This is a genomic window from Burkholderia sp. MSh2, from assembly GCF_000731655.1.
Taxonomy (GTDB): domain Bacteria; phylum Pseudomonadota; class Gammaproteobacteria; order Burkholderiales; family Burkholderiaceae; genus Burkholderia; species Burkholderia paludis.
Window position 1 is genome coordinate 144,127 of sequence record NZ_JPGM01000007.1, and the last position, 26,402, is coordinate 170,528.

General features: G+C 66.9%; 24 protein-coding genes. 15 read left to right on the top strand and 9 right to left on the bottom strand.

The window, feature by feature from the left end:
• Window positions 1-42 precede the first annotated feature (42 nt).
• On the bottom strand, window positions 43-1,563 hold the full coding sequence (locus GQ57_RS06210; RefSeq protein WP_031400317.1) for a peptide MFS transporter: 1,521 nt from the start codon (window positions 1,561-1,563) through the stop codon (window positions 43-45).
• A gap of 499 nt (window positions 1,564-2,062) precedes the next feature.
• Here GQ57_RS06210 and GQ57_RS06215 point away from each other — a divergent pair, with 499 nt between their 5' ends.
• From GQ57_RS06215 to GQ57_RS06245, 7 genes are all read left to right on the top strand, one after another.
• Complete coding sequence (locus GQ57_RS06215) at window positions 2,063-2,644, top strand: cupin domain-containing protein (RefSeq protein WP_031400316.1); 582 nt, start codon at window positions 2,063-2,065, stop codon at window positions 2,642-2,644.
• A 178-nt stretch (window positions 2,645-2,822) separates the two neighbouring features.
• Window positions 2,823-4,436 (top strand): peptide ABC transporter substrate-binding protein, encoded by a 1,614-nt coding sequence (locus tag GQ57_RS06220; protein ID WP_031400315.1) that lies wholly within the window; start codon window positions 2,823-2,825, stop codon window positions 4,434-4,436.
• A gap of 11 nt (window positions 4,437-4,447) precedes the next feature.
• Window positions 4,448-5,386: an ABC transporter permease subunit gene (locus GQ57_RS06225; RefSeq protein ID WP_031400314.1), complete on the top strand. Its 939-nt coding sequence runs from the start codon at window positions 4,448-4,450 to the stop codon at window positions 5,384-5,386.
• A gap of 13 nt (window positions 5,387-5,399) precedes the next feature.
• Complete coding sequence (locus GQ57_RS06230; protein WP_031400313.1) at window positions 5,400-6,302, top strand: ABC transporter permease; 903 nt, start codon at window positions 5,400-5,402, stop codon at window positions 6,300-6,302.
• Window positions 6,303-6,407: 105 nt separating this feature from the next.
• Entirely contained in the window at window positions 6,408-7,400 is a 993-nt protein-coding gene (locus GQ57_RS06235) for an ABC transporter ATP-binding protein (RefSeq protein WP_031400312.1), read from the top strand.
• Window positions 7,397-8,416, top strand: coding sequence for an ABC transporter ATP-binding protein (locus GQ57_RS06240; protein ID WP_031400311.1), 1,020 nt, complete (start codon window positions 7,397-7,399; stop codon window positions 8,414-8,416). The genes GQ57_RS06235 and GQ57_RS06240 overlap by 4 nt, the downstream gene beginning before the upstream one ends.
• Window positions 8,417-8,581: 165 nt before the next feature.
• The gene (locus tag GQ57_RS06245; RefSeq protein WP_031400310.1) at window positions 8,582-10,054 is read left to right on the top strand and encodes an OprD family outer membrane porin; all 1,473 of its coding nucleotides are present in this window, start codon (window positions 8,582-8,584) and stop codon (window positions 10,052-10,054) included.
• Between the two features lie 54 nt (window positions 10,055-10,108).
• Here the strand turns inward: GQ57_RS06245 and GQ57_RS06250 are convergent, their stop codons facing one another.
• The 3 genes from GQ57_RS06250 to GQ57_RS41395 all read right to left on the bottom strand — a co-directional run bounded on the left by GQ57_RS06250 (window position 10,109) and on the right by GQ57_RS41395 (window position 12,747).
• Entirely contained in the window at window positions 10,109-11,101 is a 993-nt protein-coding gene (locus GQ57_RS06250; protein ID WP_034197398.1) for a DedA family protein/thiosulfate sulfurtransferase GlpE, read from the bottom strand.
• Window positions 11,102-11,254: 153 nt separating this feature from the next.
• Window positions 11,255-11,524, bottom strand: a complete 270-nt coding sequence (locus GQ57_RS06255) for a hypothetical protein (protein ID WP_012493620.1) — start codon at window positions 11,522-11,524, stop codon at window positions 11,255-11,257.
• Window positions 11,525-12,159: 635 nt separating this feature from the next.
• On the bottom strand, window positions 12,160-12,747 hold the full coding sequence (locus GQ57_RS41395; RefSeq protein WP_152603202.1) for a hypothetical protein: 588 nt from the start codon (window positions 12,745-12,747) through the stop codon (window positions 12,160-12,162).
• Between GQ57_RS41395 and GQ57_RS06265 the strand changes: the two genes are divergently transcribed.
• The gene (locus GQ57_RS06265; protein WP_034197400.1) at window positions 12,737-13,237 is read left to right on the top strand and encodes a GNAT family N-acetyltransferase; all 501 of its coding nucleotides are present in this window, start codon (window positions 12,737-12,739) and stop codon (window positions 13,235-13,237) included. The two genes, GQ57_RS41395 and GQ57_RS06265, sit on opposite strands and share 11 nt — an antisense overlap.
• A gap of 58 nt (window positions 13,238-13,295) precedes the next feature.
• Here GQ57_RS06265 and GQ57_RS41400 read toward each other — a convergent pair whose 3' ends face one another.
• Window positions 13,296-13,505 (bottom strand): hypothetical protein, encoded by a 210-nt coding sequence (locus GQ57_RS41400; protein ID WP_152603203.1) that lies wholly within the window; start codon window positions 13,503-13,505, stop codon window positions 13,296-13,298.
• A gap of 130 nt (window positions 13,506-13,635) precedes the next feature.
• Between GQ57_RS41400 and GQ57_RS06270 the strand changes: the two genes are divergently transcribed.
• Both GQ57_RS06270 and GQ57_RS06275 read left to right on the top strand, forming a co-directional pair.
• Window positions 13,636-15,231 (top strand): thioredoxin family protein, encoded by a 1,596-nt coding sequence (locus GQ57_RS06270; protein ID WP_034197401.1) that lies wholly within the window; start codon window positions 13,636-13,638, stop codon window positions 15,229-15,231.
• A 74-nt stretch (window positions 15,232-15,305) separates the two neighbouring features.
• Window positions 15,306-15,671, top strand: coding sequence for a 5-carboxymethyl-2-hydroxymuconate Delta-isomerase (locus GQ57_RS06275; RefSeq protein WP_034197431.1), 366 nt, complete (start codon window positions 15,306-15,308; stop codon window positions 15,669-15,671).
• 76 nt (window positions 15,672-15,747) lie between these two features.
• On the opposite strand, the gene GQ57_RS06280 is transcribed toward GQ57_RS06275, so the two are convergent.
• Together GQ57_RS06280 and GQ57_RS06285 are read right to left on the bottom strand one after the other, a co-directional pair.
• Window positions 15,748-16,011 carry a DUF4148 domain-containing protein gene (locus GQ57_RS06280; protein WP_034197402.1) on the bottom strand — a complete coding sequence of 88 codons (264 nt, stop codon included), beginning with the start codon at window positions 16,009-16,011 and terminating at the stop codon, window positions 15,748-15,750.
• Window positions 16,012-16,293: 282 nt separating this feature from the next.
• Window positions 16,294-17,697: a GntP family permease gene (locus tag GQ57_RS06285; protein ID WP_031400303.1), complete on the bottom strand. Its 1,404-nt coding sequence runs from the start codon at window positions 17,695-17,697 to the stop codon at window positions 16,294-16,296.
• Between the two features lie 316 nt (window positions 17,698-18,013).
• On the opposite strand from GQ57_RS06285, the gene GQ57_RS06290 reads away from it, so the two are divergent.
• From GQ57_RS06290 to GQ57_RS06310, 5 genes are all read left to right on the top strand, one after another.
• Complete coding sequence (locus tag GQ57_RS06290; protein WP_031400302.1) at window positions 18,014-19,492, top strand: sigma-54 interaction domain-containing protein; 1,479 nt, start codon at window positions 18,014-18,016, stop codon at window positions 19,490-19,492.
• Between the two features lie 54 nt (window positions 19,493-19,546).
• Entirely contained in the window at window positions 19,547-20,074 is a 528-nt protein-coding gene (locus GQ57_RS06295) for a BON domain-containing protein (protein ID WP_031400301.1), read from the top strand.
• A gap of 61 nt (window positions 20,075-20,135) precedes the next feature.
• Window positions 20,136-20,408: a hypothetical protein gene (locus GQ57_RS06300; RefSeq protein WP_031400300.1), complete on the top strand. Its 273-nt coding sequence runs from the start codon at window positions 20,136-20,138 to the stop codon at window positions 20,406-20,408.
• A 101-nt stretch (window positions 20,409-20,509) separates the two neighbouring features.
• A complete protein-coding gene (locus GQ57_RS06305; protein ID WP_034197403.1) occupies window positions 20,510-20,806 on the top strand; it encodes an H-NS histone family protein in 297 nt (98 codons plus the stop codon).
• A 605-nt stretch (window positions 20,807-21,411) separates the two neighbouring features.
• Window positions 21,412-23,769 (top strand): GNAT family N-acetyltransferase, encoded by a 2,358-nt coding sequence (locus GQ57_RS06310; protein WP_034197404.1) that lies wholly within the window; start codon window positions 21,412-21,414, stop codon window positions 23,767-23,769.
• 635 nt (window positions 23,770-24,404) lie between these two features.
• On the opposite strand, the gene GQ57_RS06315 is transcribed toward GQ57_RS06310, so the two are convergent.
• Window positions 24,405-24,956 carry a hypothetical protein gene (locus tag GQ57_RS06315; RefSeq protein WP_031400297.1) on the bottom strand — a complete coding sequence of 184 codons (552 nt, stop codon included), beginning with the start codon at window positions 24,954-24,956 and terminating at the stop codon, window positions 24,405-24,407.
• A gap of 150 nt (window positions 24,957-25,106) precedes the next feature.
• Complete coding sequence (locus GQ57_RS06320; protein ID WP_034197405.1) at window positions 25,107-25,928, bottom strand: IclR family transcriptional regulator; 822 nt, start codon at window positions 25,926-25,928, stop codon at window positions 25,107-25,109.
• Between the last annotated feature and the right edge of the window lie 474 nt (window positions 25,929-26,402).

The window sequence follows — 26,402 nt, forward strand, 5'->3', positions numbered from 1 at the left end:
CGGGAGAATGTGGCGTGCACGCCGCACGCCGAGGGATAGTACTTACTGGGCCGCGGCGACGGCCTGCGCCTGCAGCGATTCCTCGCGGCGCTCTTCTGCACAGCGCTGGTGCTGACGCGACAGGCGGTTCATCAGCGGCAGCAGCAGCAGCGCGAGCAGCATGCCGATCGCGGCGAGCCAGCCGAGCTTCTCGAACAGCGACAGGTACAGCGGCAGCGATTCGGTGGCCGGCAATTCGTGCGACGGCATCTGCGCGAAGTTCGCGACGACGCTGCCCAGATACTGCGACACGCCCGTCGCGACGAAATACGCACCCATCATGAAGCCGCTCATGCGCGCCGGCACGTAGCGGGCGATCATCGCGAGGCCGAGGCCGCTCACCAGCAGTTCGCCGAGCGAGTAGAGGCCGTAGCCCCACACCATGAACCACGACGACACGCGGCCGTCGATCGCGTAGCGGCCGCTGATCGTGAACACCAGGTAGCCCGCGGCGACCGCGCCGAAGCCGAGCGCGTACTTCGCGGCGACCGGCAGGTCACGGCCGCCCTTCGCGACGGCGTTGTAGACCCACACCAGCACCGGGCTCAGCAGCATGATCCAGATCGGGTTCAGCGCCTGGAACTGCGCGGCGCTCCACGTGAACAGCGTCGTGCCGAACAGCATGAAGCGCGGATCGACGTTGCGCAGCGCGAACAGCGTCAGCGACGTCGACATCTGCACGTAGAAGATGAAGAACAGGATTACCTGGCCGATCAGCACGAGCGCCGCGATCAGGCCCGCGCGCTCCGAGCGCTCCGACTTCGCGATCATGTACGCGAAGATCGCGAGGATCGCGAACGCGGCCGTCCACACGCTGGCGACCGCGAGCTGCTTGTGCTGCAGCACGTACAGCGTGATCAGCGCGAGCCCGACGCCGCCCAGCGCGACTGCACCGAGGCGCTTCCAGCGCACCGGCTGGTCGTCCGGCAGCGAGCCGACGTGCGCGAGCGTGCGATGCATCAGCATGAAGTTGAGGATCGCGAGCAGCATGCCGCCGCAGCAGACCGCGAACGCGGCATGCCAGCCCCAGTGGTCCTTGATCCACGGCGTCGCGAGCATCGACACCGTCGAGCCGATGTTGACCGCCATGTAATAGATGGTGAACGCGCTGTCGATGCGCGCGTCGTCGCCTTCGTAGATGCGGCGCACGAGGTTCGCCGCGTTGGCCTTGAACAGGCCGTTGCCGACGACGATCACGCCGAGCGACGCGTACATGTACGTCAGGTGGTCGTTCGGTACCGAAAGCATCAGGTAGCCGGTGCACAGCACGGACGCGCCGATGATCATCGTACGGCGGGCGCCGAGCACCTTGTCGCCGATCCAGCCGCCGATCGACGGCGCCGCATAGACGAGTGCGGTGAACGCACCCCAGGTCAGGTTCGCATGGCTGTCGGTGAAGCCGAGCCGGTCGACCATGAACAGGACCAGGAGCGCGGCCATGCCGTAGTAGCCGAAGCGCTCCCACATTTCGATGAGGAAGACCGTCGTAAACGATCGGGTTTGTGAAACAGGTGAATGCATCATCAATCTCGGTTGAAACGGACGGCACGGATCACGCGTCGTCTTGGGGTCGAACTGGCGCCGGTGCGCAACGGGCCGGGTAGGCTTTGCGCGGGCGATGGATCAGTCGGGCGGTTAGCCCGGGCCGGGGTCTGTCGCCGCCTGGTGTGGCGGGGAGGGGCCCCGACCGGCGCGCGCATGGTAGCGGCTGCCGGTCCGGTGCGTCACGTATCCGCCACCTAGGGAAACTCCCGATGTGGCAGAAGCTTTCAGGAACATTCGTCTCATAATCTATTTGTAAACTTCGCCGCCGGATCTACGAGGATTCCCGGAGAGCCGCTTGCAGCTTGCCTGTGAAGCCGGCGAGTCTGGCAAGATAGCGCGTCATTTCGCACGCCTCGTGTCCCGTTTGGAGCACCGGGCTCGACACCGAAGACGTGTGCGAACCCGAAGACTAAGCTATATCGTTCTAACTTAGTTATTTTCCATCAAACATTTTTTGACGATCACTTTTCGGCCTGCTATGGTTCCCCCCACTGAAAACTCGCGGTCGGCAGACGCTGCCGCCGTACTCGGCAGCAAGATTCGCGCGTTGCGCCAACGACTCAAGCGCACGCTCGACGACACCGCTACCGCCGCGGGGATTTCGAAGCCGTTTCTGTCTCAAGTCGAGCGCGGGCTCGCGTCGCCGTCATTGACGTCGCTGGCCGGTATCGCGCATGCGCTCGGCGTGACGGTGCAGTACTTCGTGGATACGCCGAGCGAGGAGCGCTCGGTTTGCCGAGGCGATCAGCTGCGCTTCTTCGGGTTCGCCGATTCGGCGAACCTGTTCGCGAGGCTGACGAACGTGTCCGAAGGGCGCCAGCTGGAGGCGATCCTCGTGAGGATGCCGCCGGGGCAGAAGCGGTCGGAGGTGACGACACATGCAGGAGAGGAGTTCCTGTATGTAATTGAAGGGGAAGTGTCGCTGACGCTGGAAGGCAAGACGTTCGTCCTGCAGGCTGGCGACAGTTCGCACTATCAGTCGACGGTCCCGCACAGCTGGGTCAACACCGCGAAGGTCGAGTCGGTGGTGGTCTGGGTCGGTACGCCAAGGCTGTTCTAACGCACAGGTATTCCTTCGTTTCCCGGACGGAGTACCTGTCGAAAGAAATGTAAGGAATACTAACATGCCATACGAGAATCACGGGCCTCCTCAATCGCTGTACCCGTCAGCGTCTCACGCGTAAGCCGCGGCATCCGCCGCGCGACGCTCACCGAACAACTTTCTCAATACTGCCACGATGAAATCCTTGCATGCCATGTCGGCCGTGCTGGCCGCGCTCGCCCTGACGACGCCCGCCGCCCACGCCGTTACCGTTCCGTCGAACGTCGCGCTCGCTCCGCAACAGGACCTGACGCGCCAGGTGCCCGCCGAAGTCGAGTCGCTCGACCCCGCGCACATCGAATCGTGGACCGGCAACACGATCGGGCTCGACCTGTTCGAAGGGCTGGCCCGCATCGACGCAGCAGGGCAGGTCGTGCCGGGTGTCGCGCTGTCGTGGGAGCGCAAGACGCCGCAGACGTGGATCTTCAAGCTTCGTCACGACGCGAAGTGGAGCAACGGCCAGCCGGTGACCGCAGCCGATTTCGTCTACTCGTGGCAGCGCCTCGTCGATCCGAAGACGGGCTCGAAATACACGATCCTCGTCGAGTTCGTGAAGAACTCGAAGGACATCATCGCCGGCAAGGCCGCACCGTCGACGCTCGGCGTGCGCGCCGTCGATCCGTACACGCTCGAGGTGACGACCGACGCGCCCGTCGCGTTCTTCCCCGAGCTGACCGCGATGGCGCCGCTCGTGCCGGTCAACAAGGACGTCGTCGCGAAGTTCGGCGATGCGTGGACGCGCCCGGGCAACCTCGTCAGCAACGGCCCGTACCAGCTCGTCGACTGGCAGCCGAATAACCGCATCGTCGTGACGAAGGACGCGAAGTACTGGAACGCGTCGAAGGTCGTGATCAACAAGGTGACGTTCCTGCCGATCGAAAGCGACGAAACCGCGATGCGCATGTACCAGGCGGGCCAGATCGACTACAGCTACTCGATCCCGTCGGGCGTCTTCCAGCAGGTCAGCAAGCAGTTCGGCGGCGAGCTGCGCCCGGGCCTGCAGCTCGCGACCTACTACTACGACCTGAACAACAGCGACGCGGCGCTGAAGGACAAGCGCGTACGCCAGGCGCTGTCGATGGTGATCGATCGCGACGTGCTCACGTCGAAGCTCACGCAGGCCGGCGAGAAGCCGATGTACGGCCTGATGCCGAACGGCACGAAGGGCGTGCAGCCGTTCACGCCGGAATGGGCGTCGTGGCCGATGGCCAAGCGCGTCGAGGTCGCGAAGAACCTGCTGAAGCAGGCCGGCTACTCGGACGCCAAGCCGCTGTCGTTCACGCTGACGTACAACACCAACGACCTGCACAAGAAGGTCGCGCTGTTCAGCGCGTCGGAGTGGCGCACGAAGCTCGGCGTCAACACGAAGCTCGAGAACGTCGAGTTCAAGGTGCTGCTGAAGGAGCGGCATGACGGCAAGCTGCAGATCTCGCGCTCCGGCTGGTTCGCCGACTACAACGACGCGATGACCTTCTTCGACCTGATCCGCTGCGGCAGCTCGCAGAACACGGTCGGCTACTGCAACAAGCAGGTCGACACGTTCGTCGACGACGGCAACCAGAAGCTCGACGACAAGGCGCGCGCCGCGCTGCTGACGCAGGCGCACGACGCGGCGATGAACGACACGCCGATGGTGCCGCTGTTCCAGTACTCGGCCGACCGTCTCGTGAAGCCCTATGTGGGCGGCTACTCGCTGAAGAACGTGATCGACATGCGTGCTTCGCAGGACATGTACCTGATCAAGCACTGAGCGGAGCGATCATGCTGGCCTATGCATTGAGGCGCACGTTGTGGGCGGTGCCGACGATCCTCGCGGTCATCACCGTCTGCTACCTGCTGCTGCATTTCACGCCCGGCGGCCCGTTCGATACCGAGAAGCAGTTGTCCGCGGCGACGCTCGCGAACCTGAACGCGAAGTATCACCTCGACGAGCCGCTGTGGAAGCAGTACCTGCTGTATCTCGGTTCGCTGCTGCATGGCGATCTCGGCCCGTCGTTCCGCTACGTCGACTGGTCGGTGAACGATCTCGTGAAGAAGGCGCTGCCCGTGAGTCTCGGGGTGGGCGGCGTGTCGATCCCGATCTCGATCGTGTTCGGCGTGCTGCTCGGCACCGTCGCGGCCGTGCGCCGCGACAGCGTGATCGACCGCTTCGTGATGCTGATCGGCAACTTCGGCAACGTCATCCCGCCGTTCGTGCTCGGCCCGGTGCTCGTGTGGATCTTCGCGATCCTGCTGAAGACGTCGGCCGGCAACGGCTGGCTGCCCGCGGGCGGCTGGGGTGACGGCGGCTGGCAATACCGGCTGCTGCCGATCGTGCTGCTGACCCTCATCAACGTGTCGCTGCTGGCGCGCGTGATGCGCGGCTCGATGATCGAGACGCTGTCGAGCAACTACATCCGCACCGCGCGCGCGAAGGGCCTGCCGGGCTCGACGATCGTGCTGCGCCACGCGCTGAAGCCCGCGCTGATGCCGGTCGTGTCGCTGTTCGGCACGGTCTGCATCACGTCGATCACGGCGGCCGTCGTCACCGAATCGGTGTTCGCGCTGCCGGGCCTCGGGCAGCTCGTCGTGAACGGTGCGATCAACCGCGACTACACGCTGGTGCTCGGCCTCGTCGTGCTGACGACCGTCTGCGCGGTGCTGTTCAACCTGCTGGTCGACCTCGCGTACGCGTGGCTCGATCCGCGCATCCGTTATTGATCGAGGCACAGCGATGACTCCGACTACTCCTGTCGTCGGCCTGCCCGTGCAGACCGACTCGCCGCCGCGTTCGCGCTCGCCGCTCGCGCTTGCGATGGCGCGCTTCCTTCACAACCGCGCGGCCGTGTTCAGCCTCGTGCTGCTCGCGCTGATCACGCTCGCGTGTTTCGTCGGCCCGTGGCTGCTCGCGGCCGACCCCGCCGCGAGCGACTGGGCCGCCATCAGCCTGCCGCCGGCCTGGGCGAACCAGCATTGGTTCGGCACCGACGAGCTCGGCCGCGACCTGCTCGTGCGCACGCTGATCGGCGGCCGCGTCTCGATCGAGGTCGGCGTGCTCGGCACGCTCGTGTCGGGCCTGTTCGGCGTTGCCTGGGGCGCGACCGCGGGCTTCGCGGGCGGCCGCGTCGACTCGGTGATGATGCGCGTCGTCGACATGATGTACGCGATCCCGTACCTGCTGATCGCGATCCTGATGATGACCCTGTTCGGGCGCTCGTTCATGCTGGTCGTGCTGACCATCAGCGCGTTCTCGTGGATCGACATGGCGCGTGTCGTGCGCGGCCAGACGCTGTCGCTGCGCAATCGCGAATTCGTCGATTCGGCGCGCGCGATCGGCGTGTCGCCGGCGTCGATCGTGCTGCGCCACATCGTGCCGAACCTGCTCGGCGTGGTCGTCGTGTATGCGACGGTCTCGGTGCCGAACATCGTGCTGACCGAATCGGTGCTGTCGTTCCTGGGCCTCGGCGTGCAGGAACCGATGACGAGCTGGGGCGTGCTGATCCAGGACGGCGCGCAGAAACTGGAATCGATGCCGTGGCTGCTGCTGGCCCCGGCCGTCATGCTGTGCGTGACGCTCTACTGCGTGAACTTCGTCGGCGATGGCCTGCGTGACGCGCTCGACCCGAAGGACCGCTGAGATGAAACCACTCCTACGTTCACCGTGTTCGCACGGAGGGGCGCAGCCCCCCCGTCTCCCCCAGGCGCTTCCATCGAAGTGCGCAGCGGCTAGGCGGAGGCTGACATGACCGCACTGCTCGAAGTGGACAACCTCGGCGTGCGCTTCACGCGCAAGGACGCGCCGCCGGTCGACGCCGTGAGCGGCGTGTCGTTCTCGCTCGAGGCCGGCAAGACGCTCGGCATCGTCGGCGAGTCGGGCTCGGGCAAGAGCCAGACCGTGATGGCGCTGCTCGGCCTGCTGGCCGGCAACGGCACGACGAGCGGCGCCGCGCGCTACCGCGGCGACAACCTGCTCGCCATGGATACGCGCGCGCTGAACAAGGTGCGCGGCGACCGGATCGCGATGATCTTCCAGGACCCGATGACGTCCCTCAATCCGTTCCTGACGATCGAGCGGCAGATGACGGAGACGCTGCAGCTGCATCGCAAGCTGTCGCGCAAGGACGCGACCCGGCGCGCGATCGAGGCGCTCGAATCGGTGCGCATTCCCGATGCGGCGCGCCGCATCCGCATGTATCCGCACGAGTTCTCCGGCGGCATGCGCCAGCGCGTGATGATCGCGATGGCGCTGCTGTCCGAGCCGGAAATCCTGATCGCCGACGAACCGACCACCGCGCTCGACGTGACCGTGCAGGCGCAGATCATCGACCTGCTGCGGGAGCTGAACCGCGAGCGCGGCACCGCGATCGTGCTGATCACGCACGACATGGGCGTGGTCGCGGGCCTGGCGGACGACGTGATGGTCATGTATGCGGGCCGCACCGTCGAGTACGCGCCGGCGGACTCGATCTTCGCGGCGCCGTCGCATCCGTACACGATCGGCCTGCTCAACGCACTGCCGCGCCTGACCGACGCGGACGACGCGCCGCTCGTCGCGATTCCCGGCAATCCGCCGATGCCCGGCACCGCGCCGGCCGGCTGCGCGTTCGCCAAGCGCTGCACGTATGCGGAAGAACGCTGCGACGCCGCGCGTCCGGCGCTCGAAACCTATGGCGCCGTGGGCGCGGTGCGCGCATGCCACCGGCCCGTGGCCGATCTGACGGGAGGTCTGCGATGAGCGTCGATGAACGCCGCAATGCCGGCGCGACGGACGACACGCTGCTGTCCGTCGAGGGTCTGAAAGTGCATTTCCGCGTGCCGCTCGGCGGCTATCCGTGGTCGCCGAAGGGTACGCTGCGTGCGGTTGACGGCGTGTCGTTCGACGTGAAGCGCGGCGAGACGGTCGGGCTCGTCGGCGAATCGGGCTGCGGCAAGTCGACGCTCGCGCGTGCGCTGATCGGCCTCGTGCCGATGACGGCGGGCACGGTGAAATGGCGCGGCGACGCCGTGACGACCGATCACCTGCGCGGTACCGCGATGCGGCGCGAAGTGCAGATGATCTTCCAGGATCCGCTCGCGTCGCTCGATCCGCGCATGACGATCGAACAGGTCGTCGCCGAGCCGCTCGTCACGCACCAGGCCAGCCTCGGCCGCGCCGAAGTGCGTCGCCGCGTGGTCACGATGCTCGAACGCGTCGGCCTGAATGCGCATCACCTGCTGCGTTATCCCCACGAGTTTTCCGGCGGGCAGTGCCAGCGCGTCGGCATTGCCCGCGCGCTGATCGGCGAGCCGAAGCTGGTGATCTGCGACGAACCGGTTTCGGCGCTCGACGTGTCGATCCAGGCGCAGATCGTGAACCTGCTGCGCGACCTGCAACGCGAACTGTCGTTGTCCTATCTGTTCGTCGCGCACGATCTGGCGGTGGTCAAGGCGATCAGCCAGCGCGTGCTCGTGATGTATCTCGGCCGCGTGATGGAGTTCGGCACGCGGCATGACGTGTACGGCGTGCCGCAGCACCCGTACACGAAGGCGCTGCTCGATGCGGCGCCGACGCCGGAGCCGGCGCGCGAGCGTGCTCGCCGTCCGATGCTGCTGGCGGGCGAGATGCCCTCGCCGCTCAATCCGCCGTCGGGCTGCGCGTTCCGCACGCGTTGCCCGGTTGCGATCGACGCCTGCGCGCGCGACGTGCCGCTGCCGGAAGTTCGGCAGGGCTCGGCAGCGCGTGTCGCATGCATTCGCGCGGGCGCGGCGTGACGTGAAGTGACGCAGCAAACATAAGCAAGGCAGGTCAACAGGGGCAGGTCCGGCGCGAATGATCTTCGCGCCGCGGGTACAGGCGTGCCTTTAGCCGGGCACGCCGGGGGGCCGGGAGCGGATCGCAACCGGCGCGGACGATATCAACACAAGACGAGAATCAAGATGAAAAAGCAGAAGACGATCGGGACGGCATCGAAGATGCTGCTTGCATGGGGGCTGCCGGCGCTCGCCGGCGTGTCGCTGACGGGCGTCGCGCGCGCCGACGACGCGGCTCCCGCACCGCTGACGGTCGCGCAGGCTGCCCCTGCCGCCGGCACGGGCACGACCGTTGCGCAGGCAACGACCCCGAACGCCATTGTCAACGCCGAAGCAACCCAGGCCGTCACGCCGCCCGACGAGCCGTCGGCCCAGTCGAAGTCGAAGGGCTTCATCGCCGACAGCCACCTCGACTTCCTGTTCCGCAACTATTCGGACGTGCTCGACAGCAAGGGCGGGCCGCATCGCCACGCGTGGGTCCAGGGCGCGATGGCGAACTTCGAGTCGGGCTATACGACCGGCCTGGTCGGTATCGGTTTCGACGCATCGCTGTACGCGGCACTGAAGCTCGACGGCGGCGAAGGCGCCGGCAGCATGGTGCACATCGCGAAGGGCGGCGGCGGCGGCAACCAGCTCGCATGGGCCTACCCGGGCATCTACGACATCAAGGCGCGCATCTCGAACACGGTGTTCAAGTACGGTCTGCAGGCCGTCGACAACCCGTTCATGGAGCAGCACGACAACCGCGCGCTGCCGCCGACGTTCCTCGGCACGACGGTCGTCAGCAACGAATTCAAGAACGTGATGCTCGAGGCCGGCAGCTTCACGAAGACCGACGCACGCGGTCACACGACGCTCACCAACCTGACGACGCAGTACGGCGGCACGCGTATCAACCGGCTGACGTACGTCGGCGGTACGTGGGACTACTCGCCGAACGGCGAAGTCGCGCTGTACGCGAACCAGGCCGACGACGTGTGGCGCCAGTACTACGCGTCGGTGAAGCACAGCATCGGCAGCCCGCAGACGATCAAGTGGACGGGCTTCGGCAACGTCTACTCGACGCACGACACGGGCGATGCGCTGCAAGGCAAGATCAACAACAACGCGTACAGCCTGTCGCTGGCCGCGCAGCATGGCCCGCACGAGCTGCTGCTCGGCTTCCAGCAGGTGCTCGGCGACCAGTTCTTCGACTACCTGAACGAAACGAACGGCATCTTCCTGACCAACTCGATGGACGTCGACTACAACGCGCCGCACGAAAAGTCGCTGCAGCTGCGTTACACGTTCTACGGCAAGGAAGCCGGCCTGCCGGGCTTCAAGGCGATGTTCTGGGGCGTGACGGGCTGGGGTGCGGACGCCAGCGTGGGCGCGGCGAACGACCCGACCAAGTCGAGCATCTACTGGAGCAACGGCGCGCCGGTGCAGGGCCGTCACCACGAGTTCGGCTTCATCCCGTCGTACACGTTCCAGAGCGGCAAGCTGAAGGACACGAAGGTCACGTTCATCGCGATGTGGCACAACGGTTCGGCGCACTACTCGGACGCGACGAACCGCGAGTGCCGCCTGGTCGTGAACGTGCCGTTGCACGCGTTCTGATCGAAGGGGGCGCATGCGCCCCCGCACGGTGCGGCCGGCCTTCGATCGCGGCGATCAGGCCGGCCGGTGCAGCCCCGCGACCGGATCGTTCGCGGCCGGCATGTCTTCCACGAGCGACGTGAGCTGGCGGCCCGTATCGCGCCACGCGTCGAGGCCGCCGCGCAGCGCGAGCGCGTCGGTAAAGCCTGCGTCGAGCAGGCGCTTCGCCATCAGGGCGGCCGTCACTTCGTTCGGGCACGAACAATACACGACGAATTTCTGCGTGAGCGGATAGCGCGCGACGATGTCGCCGATCCGCCGCTCGTCGGCGAATTGCGCGCCGGGAATCGCGAACGGGTCGAGCTTGCGATGTTCGGGCGAGCGTACGTCGAGCACGACCGGCGCGGCCGAGTCGCGCAGCAGTTGGTCGAGTTCGTCGACGCCGATCCGCGCGTTGGCGAGCTGGCGGATCAGCGCGCGGCGGCGCATCCAGCGGATCGCCGCATAGACGGCCAGCAGCGCGACGATGACCAGCAGCACCGCGCGGCCGAGGCGGCTCGCGCCGGCAAACAGCCAGTCGATCTGCCGGTAGAACACGAGCCCCGCCACCAGGCCGACGATCGTCCACAGCGTGGCGCCGAGCGCGTCGTAGCCGGCGAACGTGCGATAGCGCGTGCCGAGCGCGCCGGCCATCGGCACCGACACGAGCGACAACCCGGGAATGAAGCGCGCGACCGCGAGCACGCGCACGCCGTAGCGGCCGAAGAAGCGCTCGGTCTTTCTCACGCAGGTATCGCGCGACAGCGACAGCCGGCAGATCGTCTTCAGCGTCGTGCCGCCGTAGCGCCGCCCGGCGACGTACCAGACGGTATCGCCGATCAGCGCGCCGAGCACCGACAACGCCACCACCGTCACGAGCTGCGAGCCGATCATCGCCGGGTGCATCGCCGACATCGCGCCGAACAGCACGAGCGTCGGCATCGCGGGCACCGGCAGGCCGATGGCCGCCGCGAGCACGTTGGCGAAGACGAGAAGCGGCCCGTACTGGGCAACGAGGTCACGGAGCATGACAGGCGACCGAAAGGGAAAAGCGTAGGGGGAAATGCAGATGGGCCGATTATCGGCCTTTTTCAAGACAACGGCGGGAATGTTGGAAAGCGCCTGACGGCGGCAGGGGGATGTCGGTGAGCCGGCGCGCGCTGCGCGGCTCACCGTTCGGCATCATGAAGGAGTGCGGGCGAGCGACGCGGCGCCGTGGTTTTCGCCCGGCAGCTCGGCGCCGTGCGAGCGGATCGCGGCGATCAGTTCGGCCGGCGTGATCTCGTAGCGGACTTCGCGGTGAATGCCGGGCTTGCGTTCGTCGATCTCGATCAGCAGCACGCTCTTGCCGTCGCCGGTCGCTTCGAGCCGGAGCGAGCGCAATTCGCGGCCGTCGGCCGGGTCGTGTTCGGTGAGCAGGGTCATTGCCCCGGATGAGCCGGTAGTGCGCATCGAACCTATCCTCGTGTCGTGGATGCCGTAATGGCGAAGGTGTCTTTGTTGAATACAGCTTGACGCAGTTTAACGCGAACGGGCCGCAAGACGGAGCATTTTCGTGGGGTGAAATGAGGGCTGAACCACCTATCCTTCTGATGTTTGACCCCCGCCGGGCGGGCGTCTCGGCTGGATCGGGCACAGTCGCGGCCGTGGTGGTGGTGGCCCGTTGGGCCGCGTCGGCGTCACCGTGAAGCGACCCGTACTGCCGCCGCGGTCGGGTAGCCGCCGGGGGGGGCGGTGGAGGTGGCCGCTTGGGCGCGCGGGGGCGAGGCGGACTGCCGGATGGGACGGCAGGTAGCGGCCGCGCGGCCCGGATCGCGGGCGAAGCGGCGGCGATGGCGGTTCAGGCCCGGTACTGGTGCCTGCAGGTCATATTTACCGCTGTTGTCGGCGTGCGCTGGCTCGGGGCGGATGGATGGCCGTCGGTTGCCGGTCGTCGACGGCTCGACGTGGCCGGCATGAGGTCGTGGCTTTCCATGGCGAAGTTGGTGGCCGCCTGTGCGCGTGTCGCCGGTGTTGGACGGCGGCACGTGGTCGACGAAGCCGTCGTTCCCGTCGCAGTCGAGCGGCCATGCGGTCAGCCTCGGCCTTTATTCAGGCCGGCCGTAGACATCCTTTCGGCGATCCGTGCATGGGTCGCTGTTGTTCGACGTGCTGATGCACGATTGATTGCCGGGGGGGGGGCGCACCGCCGCCGCTTTCAACGAAGCCGGGTCGCGCGCCCGGCGCTTCCTTCGGGTCGTGCCGCGGGCGACACTGTTCGGAATGTCGACGAACGCGGACGCGGTCATCTTCGATGCGGGGTTCTCCGGCAGGCGAACGGGATCGTCCCTCGTGTCGAACGCCGGCGGTTTCTTCGCGAAGTCGATACGGATGCCGATGAAGACACGGCATTGTGTGTTACCCGCGTGGTGTTGCGTACGCAACGATGCGAATGAGGGCGACGCGTGACGGAAGCGGCGGAACAACCGATCGCCATACCCGGAACCGGCAGGATTTTCCGAAGCCTGGCGACGTGGCGCGACCGCATGTCGTTGCGGGAGCAACGGCATCGCATGACGGTACGATGCCCGTGTTTCGAATGCGTGAAATCGGCTAAGCTCGACACGTTGCTGCGCATAGGCGCAGTCTGCGCCGCGGGCGCGACTTTCAGGAACCGGCCCACCCATGACCAACATCAGGATCCGGCACAGCGAGACGCACGACGTCGACGCGATCCGGCAAATCGCCGCGCATCCCGCGGTCTACATGAATACGTTGCAGCATCCGTTCCCGTCGTTCGAGAAATGGCAGAAGCGGCTCGACGGTGTGCGCGAGCACGGCACGAGTCTCGTCGCCGAAATCGACGGCACGGTGGTCGGCCATCTCGGCCTGCATTCCGAGCCGAATCCGCGCCGGCGTCACGTGGCGTGGTTCGGCATGATGGTCGACGCGGCCTGTCACGGGCGCGGCATCGGCAGCCGGCTGCTCGCGGCCGCGATCGATCTTGCCGAGAACTGGTGGGGCGTCACGCGTCTCGAGCTGAGCGTGTTCGTCGACAACCGCGCGGCGATCGCGCTCTATGAGAAGCACGGCTTCCGGATCGAAGGCGAATCGCCGGATTTCGCGTTGCGCGACGGCGTACTCGTGTCGGTGTATCACATGGCGCGGATCAAGGGGCGGCCGTGACGGCACGCGTGTTGCGACCCGAAGCGCCTGTCGCCACGGTTGCACGTCGTCGCGGCCGTCATGTCGATGCTTGCGCCGCCGCGTATGCGGCCGTGCTGCCGCGCGTCATATCGATTCGAGAATTCGTTCGTTTCCTGCCGGCCGCGCCGATCGTATCGTTAAAGGATTTGCCGGCCGCTTCGGCCGGTGTTCGCCTGGCTGTCGTGCCGAAGGCCGAGCGCAACGTGCAGCCGTCTCGCGGCCTGCGCCGCATGTCGATGCGTTGCATCGCTTCACCGCCATCCTCGTCGCTTCGCGCGCGAATCCGCAGTTGCACGATGCCCGGGGCGCGATGACCCGCCCGGCCCGGCGCGCATCGCATCTTCCCGTAACCGTCTCTCTCAACGGAACCCGCTTCGATGAAAACCGCTCTACGGAATCTGACTGCCGCCTGCCTGTTCGCCGCCGCGGGTGCGGCGTTTGCCGCTGCCACGCCGGCCGGCGCCCCGGCGGCGAGCGCATCGTCCGACGGCGCGCATCTGCCGCCCGGCATCGCGTGGCAGCACGGCGACGTCGACGCCGCCTTCGCGTTGGCGAAGCGCACCGGCAAGCCGCTGCTTCTCTACTGGGGGGCGGTGTGGTGTCCGTCGTGCAACCAGGTGAAGTCGACGATCTTCAGCCAGCAGGCATTCAAGACCCGCTCGTCGTTCTTCGTGCCCGTGTATCTCGACGGCGATACGGAAAGCGCGCAGAAGCTCGGCGAGCGTTTCAAGGTGCACGGCTATCCGACGATGATCCTGTTCCGCCCCGACGGCACCGAAGTGACCCGGCTGCCGGGCGAAGCCGATCTCGATCGCTACATGCAGGCGCTGTCGCTCGGGATGACCGCCGCGCATCCGGTGCGGCAGACGCTCGCGACGGCGCTGAAGAACGGCGCGTCGCTGACGCCGGACGAATGGCGCCTGCTGGCCGACTATTCGTGGGATACCGACGGCGCGCTGCCGGTGCCGGCCGATCGCGTCGCCGTGACGCTGCAGTCGCTCGCGCAACGCGCGCGGGCGGCCGGCGCCAGGGCCGATGCGGCGAGGTTCGCGCTGAAGTCGGCCGTGGTTGCCGCGTCCGACGATCCGGCTCAGGCCGGCGCGCTCGACAAGGCGGCGCTCGCCGATTCGCTCCGTACGGTGCTGCAGGACCCCGTGCTGTCGCGGGCCGATTCGGACGTGCTGGTCGCGGCGCCCGCACGCGTGGTCGCGTATCTCGGCGGCGACGACGCGCAGCGCGCGAAACTGCGCGGCGCATACGACACGGCGCTCGCGCGCCTGTCGACCGACGCCACGCTGTCGTCGATCGACCGGCTGATGGCGCTGCATGGCCGCGTGCTGCTCGCGGGCGGCGACGCGCGCAAGGGCGCGCCGCCGGCCGCACCGGCGCTGGCCGATACCGTGCGGAGGCAGATTGCCGCATCGGTGCAGGGGGCCGCGAATGCATACGAGCGCCAGGCGCTCGTCAGCGAGGGCGCGGACACGCTCACCGACGCCGGGCTGTACGACGAGTCGGATGCGTTGCTGAAGGCCGAGTTGCCGCGCTCGTCCACGCCGTATTACTTCATGTCCGGGCTGGCCGCGAATGCGAAGGCGCGTGGTGACAAGGCCGCGGCGCTCGAGTGGTATCGCAAGGCGTACGACTCCGCGAGCGGGCCGGCGACGAAGCTGCGCTGGGGCGCGACCTATTTTGCGAATGCGGTCGAGCTGGCACCGGACGATTCGGCGCGCATCGAAGGGATTGCGGCGAGCGTGCTGGCCCAGGCGGACAAGACCCGGGACGCGTTCTACGGTGCGAACCTGCGCGCGCTGACCAAGGTCGTCACGCAGTTGAACCGCTGGCGCAGCGCCGGCGCGCACGATGCGTCGGTCAGGTCGATCGCGAAGCAGTTCGACGGCATCTGTGGGAAACTGCCCGCCGGCGATCCGCAGGCAAGCGCCTGCGCACGCCTGATCCAGCCGGTCAAGGCATAGCATCCGGTGGCGCTGCGTGGGCTTTCGGGATGCCGGCCGGCGCTTTTCCCGATACCAACGAGGCCACCGACACCATGCCCCATCTGACGCTCGAATATTCCGCGAACCTCGACGGGTTCGACGCCGGCGCGACCCTGCGCGCACTCAATGCCGCGCTGTCCGCATCCGGCCAGTTCGACGAACTCGACATCAAGAGCCGCGCGCTGCGGTTCGACATCTTTGCGGTCGGCACGTCGCCGGCGCCGCGTGCGTTCGTTCATGCGAAGCTCGCGGTGCTGAGCGGCCGGTCGATCGACGTCAAGCGCGAACTCTCGGAGCAGGTGCTGGCGGAACTGGCACGGCACGTCGTCGCGCCGTCCGGCACCCATCTGCAACTGTGCGTGGAAATACTGGAACTGGAGCGCGGCTCCTACGCGAAAGCCAGCATCGAGCCGCGCTGAGCGGGACGATCGACGCGTGCCGCGCGAGCCGGGAACGCCACGCCGAGCGAGCGCGGCTCACACGTTCGATACCGGATTACTGGCCCGTCGAGTACGGGCCGCCGCTACCGTATCCGGCGCCCGCGGCTCGCGGCGTGCCCTGTTGCCGGGCGATCTTCGACTCGGCGGCCTGGATGCTGGCGGGGTAGAACCAGTCGCTCGGCTGGAAGCCGGCTTTCCTCAGCGCCGCCACTTCGGCATGCACTTGCGCACGCGTGAGCGGCTGGCTGGCTTGCGCCTGCGCGGCGACGGGAACGGCGAATGCGGCCGCGAGGGCGATCGTGCGGATCAGCGGGTTCATGAGCGGATACCTCCATGTTGTCGACGGCGCCGATTGCACATGGTGACCGTCGAAAGCAGTGTAGGCCTCGCCCGACGCGCGAAAAATGCCGCAGCGGCCAACGTAGTGTTTTGCTGGGGACAACAATCGGTGCGCGGGCGCATGGGGTTGAACGGCGGCCGGCGAAAAAGGGGAGGAGTCGTGCGGGATGCCGGCCGCTTCGATACGGCCGGACTGCGGGCGGGATAGTAGGCCTGACAGCGGGCCAGACAGCGGCGGCCCGGAGCCGGGCCGCCGCGGGTGTTACACGAGCCCGGTCGTGTAGTACACCGCGATCACGAAGAACACCGCAAGCGTCTTGATGATCGTGACCGCGAAGATGTCGCGGTACGACTCGCGGTGCGTGAGGCCCGTGACGGCGAGCAACGTGATGACCGCGCCGTTGTGCGGCAGCGTGTCCATGCCGCCGCTGGCCATCGCGACGACCCGGTGCAGCACGTCCAGCGGGATATTGGCAGCCTGCGCACCCTTGATGAACAGGTCGGACATCGCGGCGAGCGCGATGCTCATGCCGCCCGACGCCGAGCCCGTGATACCGGCGAGCGAGCTGACCGACACGGCCGCGTTGACGAGCGGGTTCGGAATGCTCTTCAGTGCATCGCTGACGACGAGGAAACCCGGCAGTGCGGCAATCACGCCGCCGAAGCCGTATTCCGACGCGGTGTTCATCGCGGCGAGCAGCGCACCGGCGACGGCGGCCTTCGAGCCGGCCGCGAAGCGCCCGCTGACGCGCTTGAACGCGGTGAGGATAACCAGCACGATGCCGAGCAGCAGCGCGGCCTCGACCGACCAGATCGCGACGACCGTCTTGATCGACGTCGTGACCGGCGCATGCACGCCGGGCAGCACTTCCGGCGTGACCGTGTACGACGCGGCGCCGTACCACTGCGGGATCAGCTTCGTGAACGCGAAGTTCGACACGCCGACGAGGATCAGCGGCAGGATCGCGAGTGCAGGATTCGGCAGCGACTTCGCCTCGACGCGCTCCGGCTCGTTGACGAGCGACGTGCCGTAGCCTTCGCCCTTCGCCATGGCCGAACGACGGCGCCATTCGAGATACGTGAGGCCGACGACGATGATGAACAGCGAGCCGATCGTGCCGAGCGCGGGCGCGGCCCAGGCGGTCGTCTTGAAGAACGTGGTCGGGATGATGTTCTGGATCTGCGGGGTGCCCGGCAGCGAATCCATCGTGAACGAGAACGCGCCGAGCGCGATCGCGCCGGGCATCAGACGTTTCGGGATGTTGCTTTGCCGATAGAGTTCGGCCGCGAACGGATAGACCGCGAACACCACGACGAACAGGGACACGCCGCCGTAGGTGAGCAGCGCGCACACCGCGACGATCACCGCATTCGCGCGCGAGCGGCCGATGTAGCGGATTGCCGCATGGACGATCGACTCGGAGAAGCCGGACAGTTCGATCACCTTGCCGAACACCGCGCCGAGCATGAACACCGGGAAATACAGTTTGACGAAGCCGACCATCTTCTCCATGAAGATGCCGGAGAAGACCGGGGCGACGGCGGCGGGGTCGGTCAGGAGCACCGCGCCGAGCGCGGCGATCGGCGCGAACAGGATCACGCTGTAGCCGCGATACGCGGCGAACATCAGGAACGCCAGCGCGGCGAGGACGATCACGAAAGACAAGGGAGTCTCCTAATGGCTTTGGTTGTTGTTCGATCGCGCGATGCGCCGCGGACCGGCTCAGGTTCGTGCAGGTTTCGTGCCATCGGCCGCATTGCGCCGCCGGACATGGGTCCGGCGGTGACCGGCGGGCCCGCGCCGGCCAATGTCTGACGATTCTACATAAAACGTCTCTGTCCGGAGACGATATGGCCCCCCTGCAAGCCCGTGAATGGGGGGAGGGCTTTCCCGGACAACGCATTGCGGGGTGTCTCCGGAATGAGATAATCCGTCCCGATCCGGAGACAGCCGGGCCACGATACACGGAGACGACGACACGATGATGAATGACTGGGCCCGCCTGCCGGTCAATTACGGCGATGTGCTGCGGCGCGCCGCCGAGTCGCTGTTCAGGACCTTCGAGGATTCGAGCGCGGGAACGGTGGTTGTCGATCGCGACGCGCGCGTCGTGTGGATGAACGAGCGGTATGCGGCGCGTTTCGGTTTTGCCGACCCGCAGCAGGCCGTCGGCCTCGACTGCGAGGCCGTGATTCCGAACAGCCTGATGCGCGAAGTCGTGTCGACCGGGCAGCCGATCCTGCTCGATATCATGGAGACGGGCCGCGAGCCGCTCGTCGTCACGCGCCTGCCGCTGAAGAACGAGGCCGGCGAGACGGTCGGCGCGATCGGGTTCGCGTTGTTCGACCAGTTGAAGACGCTCACGCCGATCTTCTCCCGCTACGCACAGCTCCAGCAGCAACTGATCGCGACGCAGCGTTCGCTCGCGCAGGCGCGCCGCGCGAAATACACGTTCGCGAGCTTCGTCGGCACCAGTGCCGCGAGCCTCGAAACCAAGCGCCAGGCGCGCCGCGCCGCGCAGGTCGACTCGCCGGTGCTGCTGCTCGGCGAGACGGGCACCGGCAAGGAACTGCTCGCGCATGCGATCCACGCGGCGTCGGCACGTGCACTCCAGCCGCTCGTGACCGTCAACGTCGCCGCGATTCCCGACACGCTGCTCGAAACCGAATTCTTCGGTGCGGCGCCCGGCGCATACACGGGCGCCGACCGCAAGGGGCGCGTCGGCAAGTTCGAGCTGGCCGATCGCGGCACGCTGTTTCTCGACGAGATCGGCGACATGCCGCTGCCGTTGCAGGGCAAGCTGCTGCGCGTGCTGCAGGACAAGGAATTCGAGCCGGTCGGCTCGAACCGGATCGTGCGCGCGGACGTCCGGATCATCGCCGCGACGTCGGCTGACCTGCCGGCGCTGGTGGCGGCCGGGCGATTTCGCGCGGATCTCTATTACCGGCTGAACGTGCTGACGATCCATGCGCCGCCGCTGCGCGAGCGGGCGTCCGACATCGCGGCGCTTGTCTATGCGACGCTCGAGGAATTGGCGGCCCAGCACGGACGTGCCGCGCATTGCGAGCTGACCGACGATGCGCTGCGGATGCTGTGCGCGTATCCGTGGCCGGGCAACGTGCGCGAATTGCGCAATACGCTCGAACGCGCACTGATGCTGTCGGACCGCTCGGTGATCGATGCGCGGGCGCTCGCGCCCTTCCTCGGGCCGGTGCGCGTATCGGCGGACGGGGCGTCGCCCGTGCAGCGGGCGGCTGTGGCGCCGGCCGAGCGGCGTACGGGCGAAGCATCCGGGGGGCCGGCCGTTACGTATGCCGACGCGCTGGCGGAGTGGGAGCGCCAGTACCTGACCGATGCGCTGGCGGCCTGCGGCGGCAAGGTCGTCGAAGCTGCCGCGCGCATCGGGATCGGTCGCGCGACGCTTTACAAGAAGCTGGCGGCGCTGGGAATCGACCGGTAGGCCGATCGGCAATGTGGATGCGGCCATAGCCGACGCATCGAACAGGAGTGCAGGATGAAGCGGATCGGTGTCGCGGGGTGGCTGACCATGTTGCTGGCGACCTCGGCGTTCGCGCAGTCCGGCGACGCCGACGCGCCGGAGGCGCGGCGCAACTGGTACAACGATCCGTTCATCGCGTTGTCGCAGGAGGTGGCCGAATGCCCGTTGCCGCTTGGCCCATGGATGACCCGGGCCGAGATGACCGACGACGCGCACTACCGCGCCGAGCGCGGCACCACCTGCTGGCTCGCGCACCGCTGCACGAAGCCGAACTCGTATATGTACGACGCACCGATCGCCGACGCCGCGAAGGCCCGTTTCGCCGGCTCCGACCGGCTGCGCGGCACGAGCCTGTGGATCACCGTACAGCGGCGTTTCATCTATGTGGAAGGATGCGCCGATGCCGCGTTCGATCGCCAGGCGTTGCAACGCGAGCTCGAGGCGCTGCCGGACGTCGAGCAGGTGTTCGTTCGCATCACCGACGATCCGCGCCGGAGCTTGCCCTACAAGGCGCGCGGGCAGCCCGGGCGCACGCCGAACTGACGGCGGGCTGCCCGCACATGGCATACTCGCGACATTCAAAAAACGGTTGACGGGAAGAACAATGAAACACATGCTTGCCTCGGTCTGTCGGTGGCCTCGAGCGGCCGTCATGTTGGCGCTGGTTGCGGGGCTCGGCGGGTGCGGCGGCAGCGCGCCGCTGTTCACTTCGGACGGGCGCCCGACCACGCAGGTGCAGTGCACCGGCAGCGACTGGAGCAATTGCACGGACAATGCCCGGGCGATCTGCAACGGGGATTTCGAAGTACTTCAGCAGTCGAGCGATGACGCCACACGAAATCTTCTCTTCGCGTGCAAGAAGAAAAGCGGTTATTGATCCCGTCATGACCGGCTGAGGCGCCTCGCATCGGGAAGCGTTTTTCTGTTTGCTGAAAATCCGCTGTTTTTCACGTATGACACTCACGGAGTCCCCTCGATATGGCGACCTACAGGCAACTGACCGTGCAGCTCGAACGGCTTCAGCAAAAGATCGACAAGGAACGCGAGAAGGCGATTGCCGATGCGATTGCCGATATCCGAGCGAAAATCGAGGAATACGACATTACGCCGGAAGAACTCGGTTTTCGTCCGGCAGGGGCGGCCGCCGCCGCGAAGCCGAAGCGCAACTTGCCGCCCAAATACCTGAATCCGAAGACGGGCGAAACCTGGAGTGGCCGCGGGCGATCGCCGACATGGCTCGGCAAGAATCGCGAGCGTTTCCTGATCAAGGACTGACTCCCGAAAACTCTCACCTTTCACGTGTCGACCGACGGTGCGAACGGCCATTCGGCCGCCGCACCGTTTTGTTTTTGTGAATGCGTCGCGCCATTGCTGCCGACACGTCGAAGTCATGCGCCGCGCAATCGGCGGATTCCGTTCTGCGAATTCATCGCGATTCGACGGCATATCGCGGCGAATTCCGGCAAACAGCCACGCAATTGCGCGGCACGTGCGCATTTGCATTTGCCAATCTCGCGGTGCGCGCATCGCGCGGATGTCCATCACCTTTCGCGCGGCGGCGCGTGACGTCGAGCAATTCCCGAAGATACTCACCATGGCTCCTGTAAATCCTCACCTTTGAGGAAAGGGGCGCTGAATTGCGCGATGTTGGCTGCACCGTGCGCGCCTGGCGAAGGTGCTTGGTCGGCGTGCGGCGATGTCGGGCCGCAAGCAGGTTGCAGGCCCATGGTGCGAGCGTTGACGCTCGTCGAACAGTCGTCCGTTCGGCATATAGGCAGCCGCATGCGCTTCGCCTATGCTTGGAGTTCGCTCCGATCGGCGCACGGCCTGTCCGTGCCGCATCCCGATCGGGCCGTCTTTCGTTACCGCAGGGAGCCCATGTGACCGTTCGCCATCTCGATGCGTTGTTCCAGCCCAAGTCCGTTGCGGTCGTCGGCGCGTCGTCGCGTGCGGGCAGTATCGGTGCGATGGTGTGGTCGCGCGTGCTCGACGGCGCGTTCCCGGGGCCCGTGTGGCCCGTCAACCCGAAATATCGGGATCTCCACGGGCATGCGGTCGTCGCCGATGTCGACCGGCTGCCCGCACCGCCGTCGGTTGCCGTGATCTGCACGCCGCCCGCGACCTGGGCCGGTATCGTGCGCAAGCTCGGCGAGCTCGGCACGCGCGTTGCGGTGATCGTCGGCGACGCGCGCACCGACGCCGATCGCGCCGCGCTCGACCGCACGTTGAAGGCGGCGAAGCCGTTCGTGCTGCGCATCGTCGGGCCCGGCAGCCTGGGCGTGCTGTCGCCCGCGCGGCATGCGCATTTCGGCGCGCCGGCCTATACGGCGCGCCCGGGCGGCGTCGCGTGGGTGTCGCAATCGAACGCGCTGACGAACGCGGTGCTCGGCTGGGCCGGCGCGCGCGGTCTCGGTTTTTCGCATGTCGTCGCGCTCGGCGGCGAGTCCGACGTCGATGCGGGCGACGTGCTTGACTATCTGGCGAGCGATCCCGGCACACGCGCGATCCTGCTCGAACTCGATACCGTGCGCGCCGCACGCAAGTTCATGTCGGCTGCGCGCGCGGCCGCGCGCAACAAGCCGGTGCTCGCATTGCGCACCGGTCGCGCGGATCCCGGCGACGCGCTCTATACGGCCGCATTCCAGCGCGCGGGGATGGTGCGTGTCGATGCGCTGGACGATCTGCTCGACGAGATCGAGACGCTCGGCGTCGGCCGCGTCACGGCGCGCGGCGCGGCAACGCTCGTCACGAGCGATGCGGGCGTCGCGAAGCTCGCGGTCGATGCGGTCGCCGAAGTTCGCGACGTGCTGGCCGACTGGTCGCCCGCGGTCACGTCAGCCGTATCGGCCGCGCTGCCGCACCTCGCGGCGCCCGGCAATCCGCTGACGCTCGGCGACGATGCCCGGCCCGAACACTTCGCCGCGGCGATCAAGGCGCTCGCGCCGTTTCCGCAAACGGGCACGCTGTTCGTCGTCCATTCGACTTCGCACAGCGCGCCGGCCGATGCGGTTGCGCGTACGCTGATCGAAGCGCGGCAGTACGCGCATCGCGGCATCCTCGCGTGTTTCTTCGGTTCGGTGGACGCCGCGACACGCGATGCGCTGCACGAGAACGGCATTCCCGTGCATACGACGCCGCAGCGGCTCGCGCGCGCGTATGCGCGTCTCGTCGACTACAACCTCGGGCGGCAGTTGCTGATGCAGACACCCGAGGGCACGCCGCCGCAGCCGGCCGAATGCGTGGCCTCCGCGCAGGCCGACGCGCGCCGGATGGTCGAGGCCGGCCGGCACGAGTTGACCGGCGAAGCCGCACTGCGCTGGCTGTCGCATTTCGGGTTGCAGGGCGAACCGGCCGTCGAGCCGGCCGGAACGAAAGTCGTCGATGTCACGGTCGACATGTACGACGATTCGAACTTCGGCCCGGTGTTCCGGTATGCCGTGCCGCCCGCGGACGGCGTATCGGCGCCGTTCGTCGTCTACGGCCTGCCGCCGCTGAACACCGTGCTCGCCCGCGCGGTGATGGAGCGCTCGCCATATGCGCGCAGCACGCCCGTCGAGCCGACGCTCGACGCGTTGACCGCGCTGTCGCAGGTCGTGTGCGATGTGCGCGAAGTCGTTGCGATGTCGGTCACGCTGCGCGTGCTGCCCGACCGCGCACAGGTGATGGCGCCGCGCGTCACGCTGGCCGCGGGGCGCAGCCGGCTCGCGATCATGCCGTATCCGCGGCACCTGGAACAGACACTCGAGTGGCGCGGCGAGACGGTGACGATCCGGCCGATCCGCCCGGAAGACGAGGCCGCGCACAACGAACTGCTCGGCGCGATGACGCCGGACGATCTGCGCATGCGTTTCTTCGGCGCGGTGCGCAGCTTCGATCACTCGCAGGTCGCGCGCATGACGCAGATCGACTACGACCGCGAGATGGCCTTCATCGTGTCGTTTACCGATGTGTCGGGGCGGGACCACACGCTCGCGGTGGTGCGCGCGGTGGCCGATCCCGACAACGAGACGGCGGAATTCGCAATCGCGGTGCGGCCCGATCAGAAGGGCAAGGGGCTGGGCCGGCTGCTGATGGCCCGCATCATCGACTATGCGCGCTCACGCGGAACCGCATGGATGATCGGCGAGGCGCTGCGCGAGAATTCGGCGATGATCTCGCTCGCGAAAGCATGCGGCTTTGCCGTAGCGACGACGGAGGAGCCCGGCGTCGTGGGCTTCAGGATGAAGTTGCAGCCGTAGCGTCTGCCGGATGCCGCAACATGCGGCAGACGTCGCGAACCCGCCGATGTCTCCGGCCTGCACGGCGGATGACGACCACAAACGATCAGGAATGCAGATCGTTTGGGTGTTGCACAGCGAACAAAGCGCACACCAACGTGCCGGCGCCTGTTGTACACGGAGCGAGTCGGTTTTTCGCGGTACCGGAGGAGGCGTGCAGCATGGCGCGATACACGAACTACGCGTCTGTTCGGCTCGATGCGTGCGTACACATTCGTCGCTTCGTTCCTCCCGAAAATTCACAATCGTCACAAAGGTGAGATTTTTCGGGAGCCACGTGCGAGCGCTATCCAGAGCGTTCGGTGAGCCTTCCCGGGAGCAGCCGGTGAGCACCTGCGGGAGGCGCTGGTGAGCCTTTCCGGGAAGCATGGGTGAGCGGTTGCGGGAAGCGTCGGTGAGGGCATTCGGGAGGCTTCGGTGAGTGTCTCCGGGAGCCTTTGGTGAGCTTTTTCGGGAGGTACTGGTGAGAGCCTGCGGGACGCCAAGGTGAGGCTTTTCGGGAGCATCCGGGCGGATGGCTCCCGCAGGTGCGGCGCCGGCCAGGGCCGGCATCGCACACGGGGGCGGGCACGCATGAACCGTGCCCGCGATCGCGTTCAGGCGGCGAGTTTCGACGCCGCGTCGTTCACCTGGTCGCGCGAAATCGCCAGTTCCTCAAGGTGCGGATCGGCGTAGACGGCGCCGGTTTCGCGCTCGAGGCGGGCGATCGTCAGCGCACAGCGCGCAATGTCCTTCGGCATCGCGATGAAGCGCTTGACCGATTCGCCGGACGTGAACGCGTCGAACAGCGCGCCGCGCACGTCGTCCGGAAGCGTCTTGGTCCACTGGTACGGCTTGCCGTTGAACGTGATCGACGGCGGCAGCGTGCGTTCCTTCTTGGTCGCCGTGATGAGCCCGTAGGTGCGGGCCGCGTCCCCGATCTGCTCGGGCGAGAAAAGTTCGTCGGGCGTGATGTCGAACTGCTCGATGTAGTTCTCGATCGCCTGCATCGCGGCGGCACGGTCGTCGCGCTTCTTCTGCGCGCGCGCGACGATGTCGCGCAGCTCGTCCGCCTCCTCGGGCGTGATCGTGAAGCTTGCCTGCTTCTGCTGAAGTTCGGAGAAACGCTGGAATTCTTGATCGTTCAGAAGTTTGGCCATGACATCCATCGGACACGACGGCCGCGACAACCGGCCGCCGTTGTTTTTGAGAGGGCCGCTATTCTAGCGTAGCGCCGAGCGTCGCACCGGCGTTGCACGCGACCGGGGGCGGCAAGACGGGCTCGCGTCCCCGGTGGTGCGTTTCGTCGAGCCCGTGCGTCAGCAGGTCTCGGTGCGGCACATCGACAGATGGGCGGCCGTGTCGCGCAGCTCTGCGACGACCACGTCGACGGAAGGCGCCAGGTGCGCATCGAGCCGGCGCATGTACGGGCAGGTCAGTACCGCGATCGCATGGCCGGATGGCCCGAGGATCGGTGCGGTCAGGTCGGTCACGCCGTGTGCCTGGCGGCTGTCCTGGCGCAGGTAGCCGCTCTGCCGGATGGCCTGGCATGCCGTCGCGAGCTCCTGCTCGTTGAGGGGCGCTTCGCCCTTGACCTTGCGATGTTCGGCGAGCATGTGCGCGCGCTGCTCGGGGCCCTGGAACGACAGCATCATGCGCCCCGACGCCGTGTCGGCGAGCCCGATGCGCGAGCCGAGCCGGACCGACACGCCCCACGGGCCGGGCCCGTCGACCTGCGCGATCACGAGCAGGTTGCCGCGATCGTAGACGGACAGGTGGCAGGACTGTTCGGAGGTGTCGGCGAAACGCTGCATCAGCGGCAATGCCTCCGCAATCAGCCGGCTCATCGGCGGATGCCGATGCGCGAGCGAGAACAGCTTGAGGCTGAGCGTGTAGCGGTCGCCGCCCGTCGAGCGCATCACGTAGCGGCGCGCGACGAGACGTTCGAGCATCCGGTAGATCTCGCTCGCGTTGCGGCCGAGCTCCTTCGTGATTTCGGTGCGGGTGAGGCCTTCTTTCTGCTCCGACAGGAGTTCGAGAATGTCGAGACCCTTGTCGAGCGCGGGCGCGCGATAGCGGTCGATTGCTCCCGTCGATTCCCGAGCGTCGCAGCCGGGAAGCAGGTCGTTGGTTGTTTGCATTGTCGGTGTAAGGTTGGAGGATTGCTTTCGATCAGTTGGCGACGCACGCTGACCAATTCTGCAACTCGCTTGTGTCGATCCCGTATATGGCGCGAAAGCCATCTTTTTGAGCTTAACAACAAACATTTAGTGTGCAATGCAGCGTCTTTTTACCGATCGTTACCGAACAAGAACGGATTGATTCCCTCCCGGGATGACAGGGAAGCCCCGAATACCCAGTATTCTTAACAGGTGAAGTGGTTCAGGTTTTTGAAAGCAAGTTGAACGTCCACGATGCCGTGATGCCCGCGATGCTGCGCCGCGGCGACCGGGGGGCATGCCTATAGTGGGTATCCGTCGCGTGTCATTTCACGGTGCGCGGCGGATGGTACAAAGGCTGGGTGGGCCAGCGACGGTGCGGTCCGCGCGTGAAGCCGGCCGGTATCGGCCGGATCCTGTCGCGGGTGCCGGGCCGTCGTCGCCGATGCGCAGACC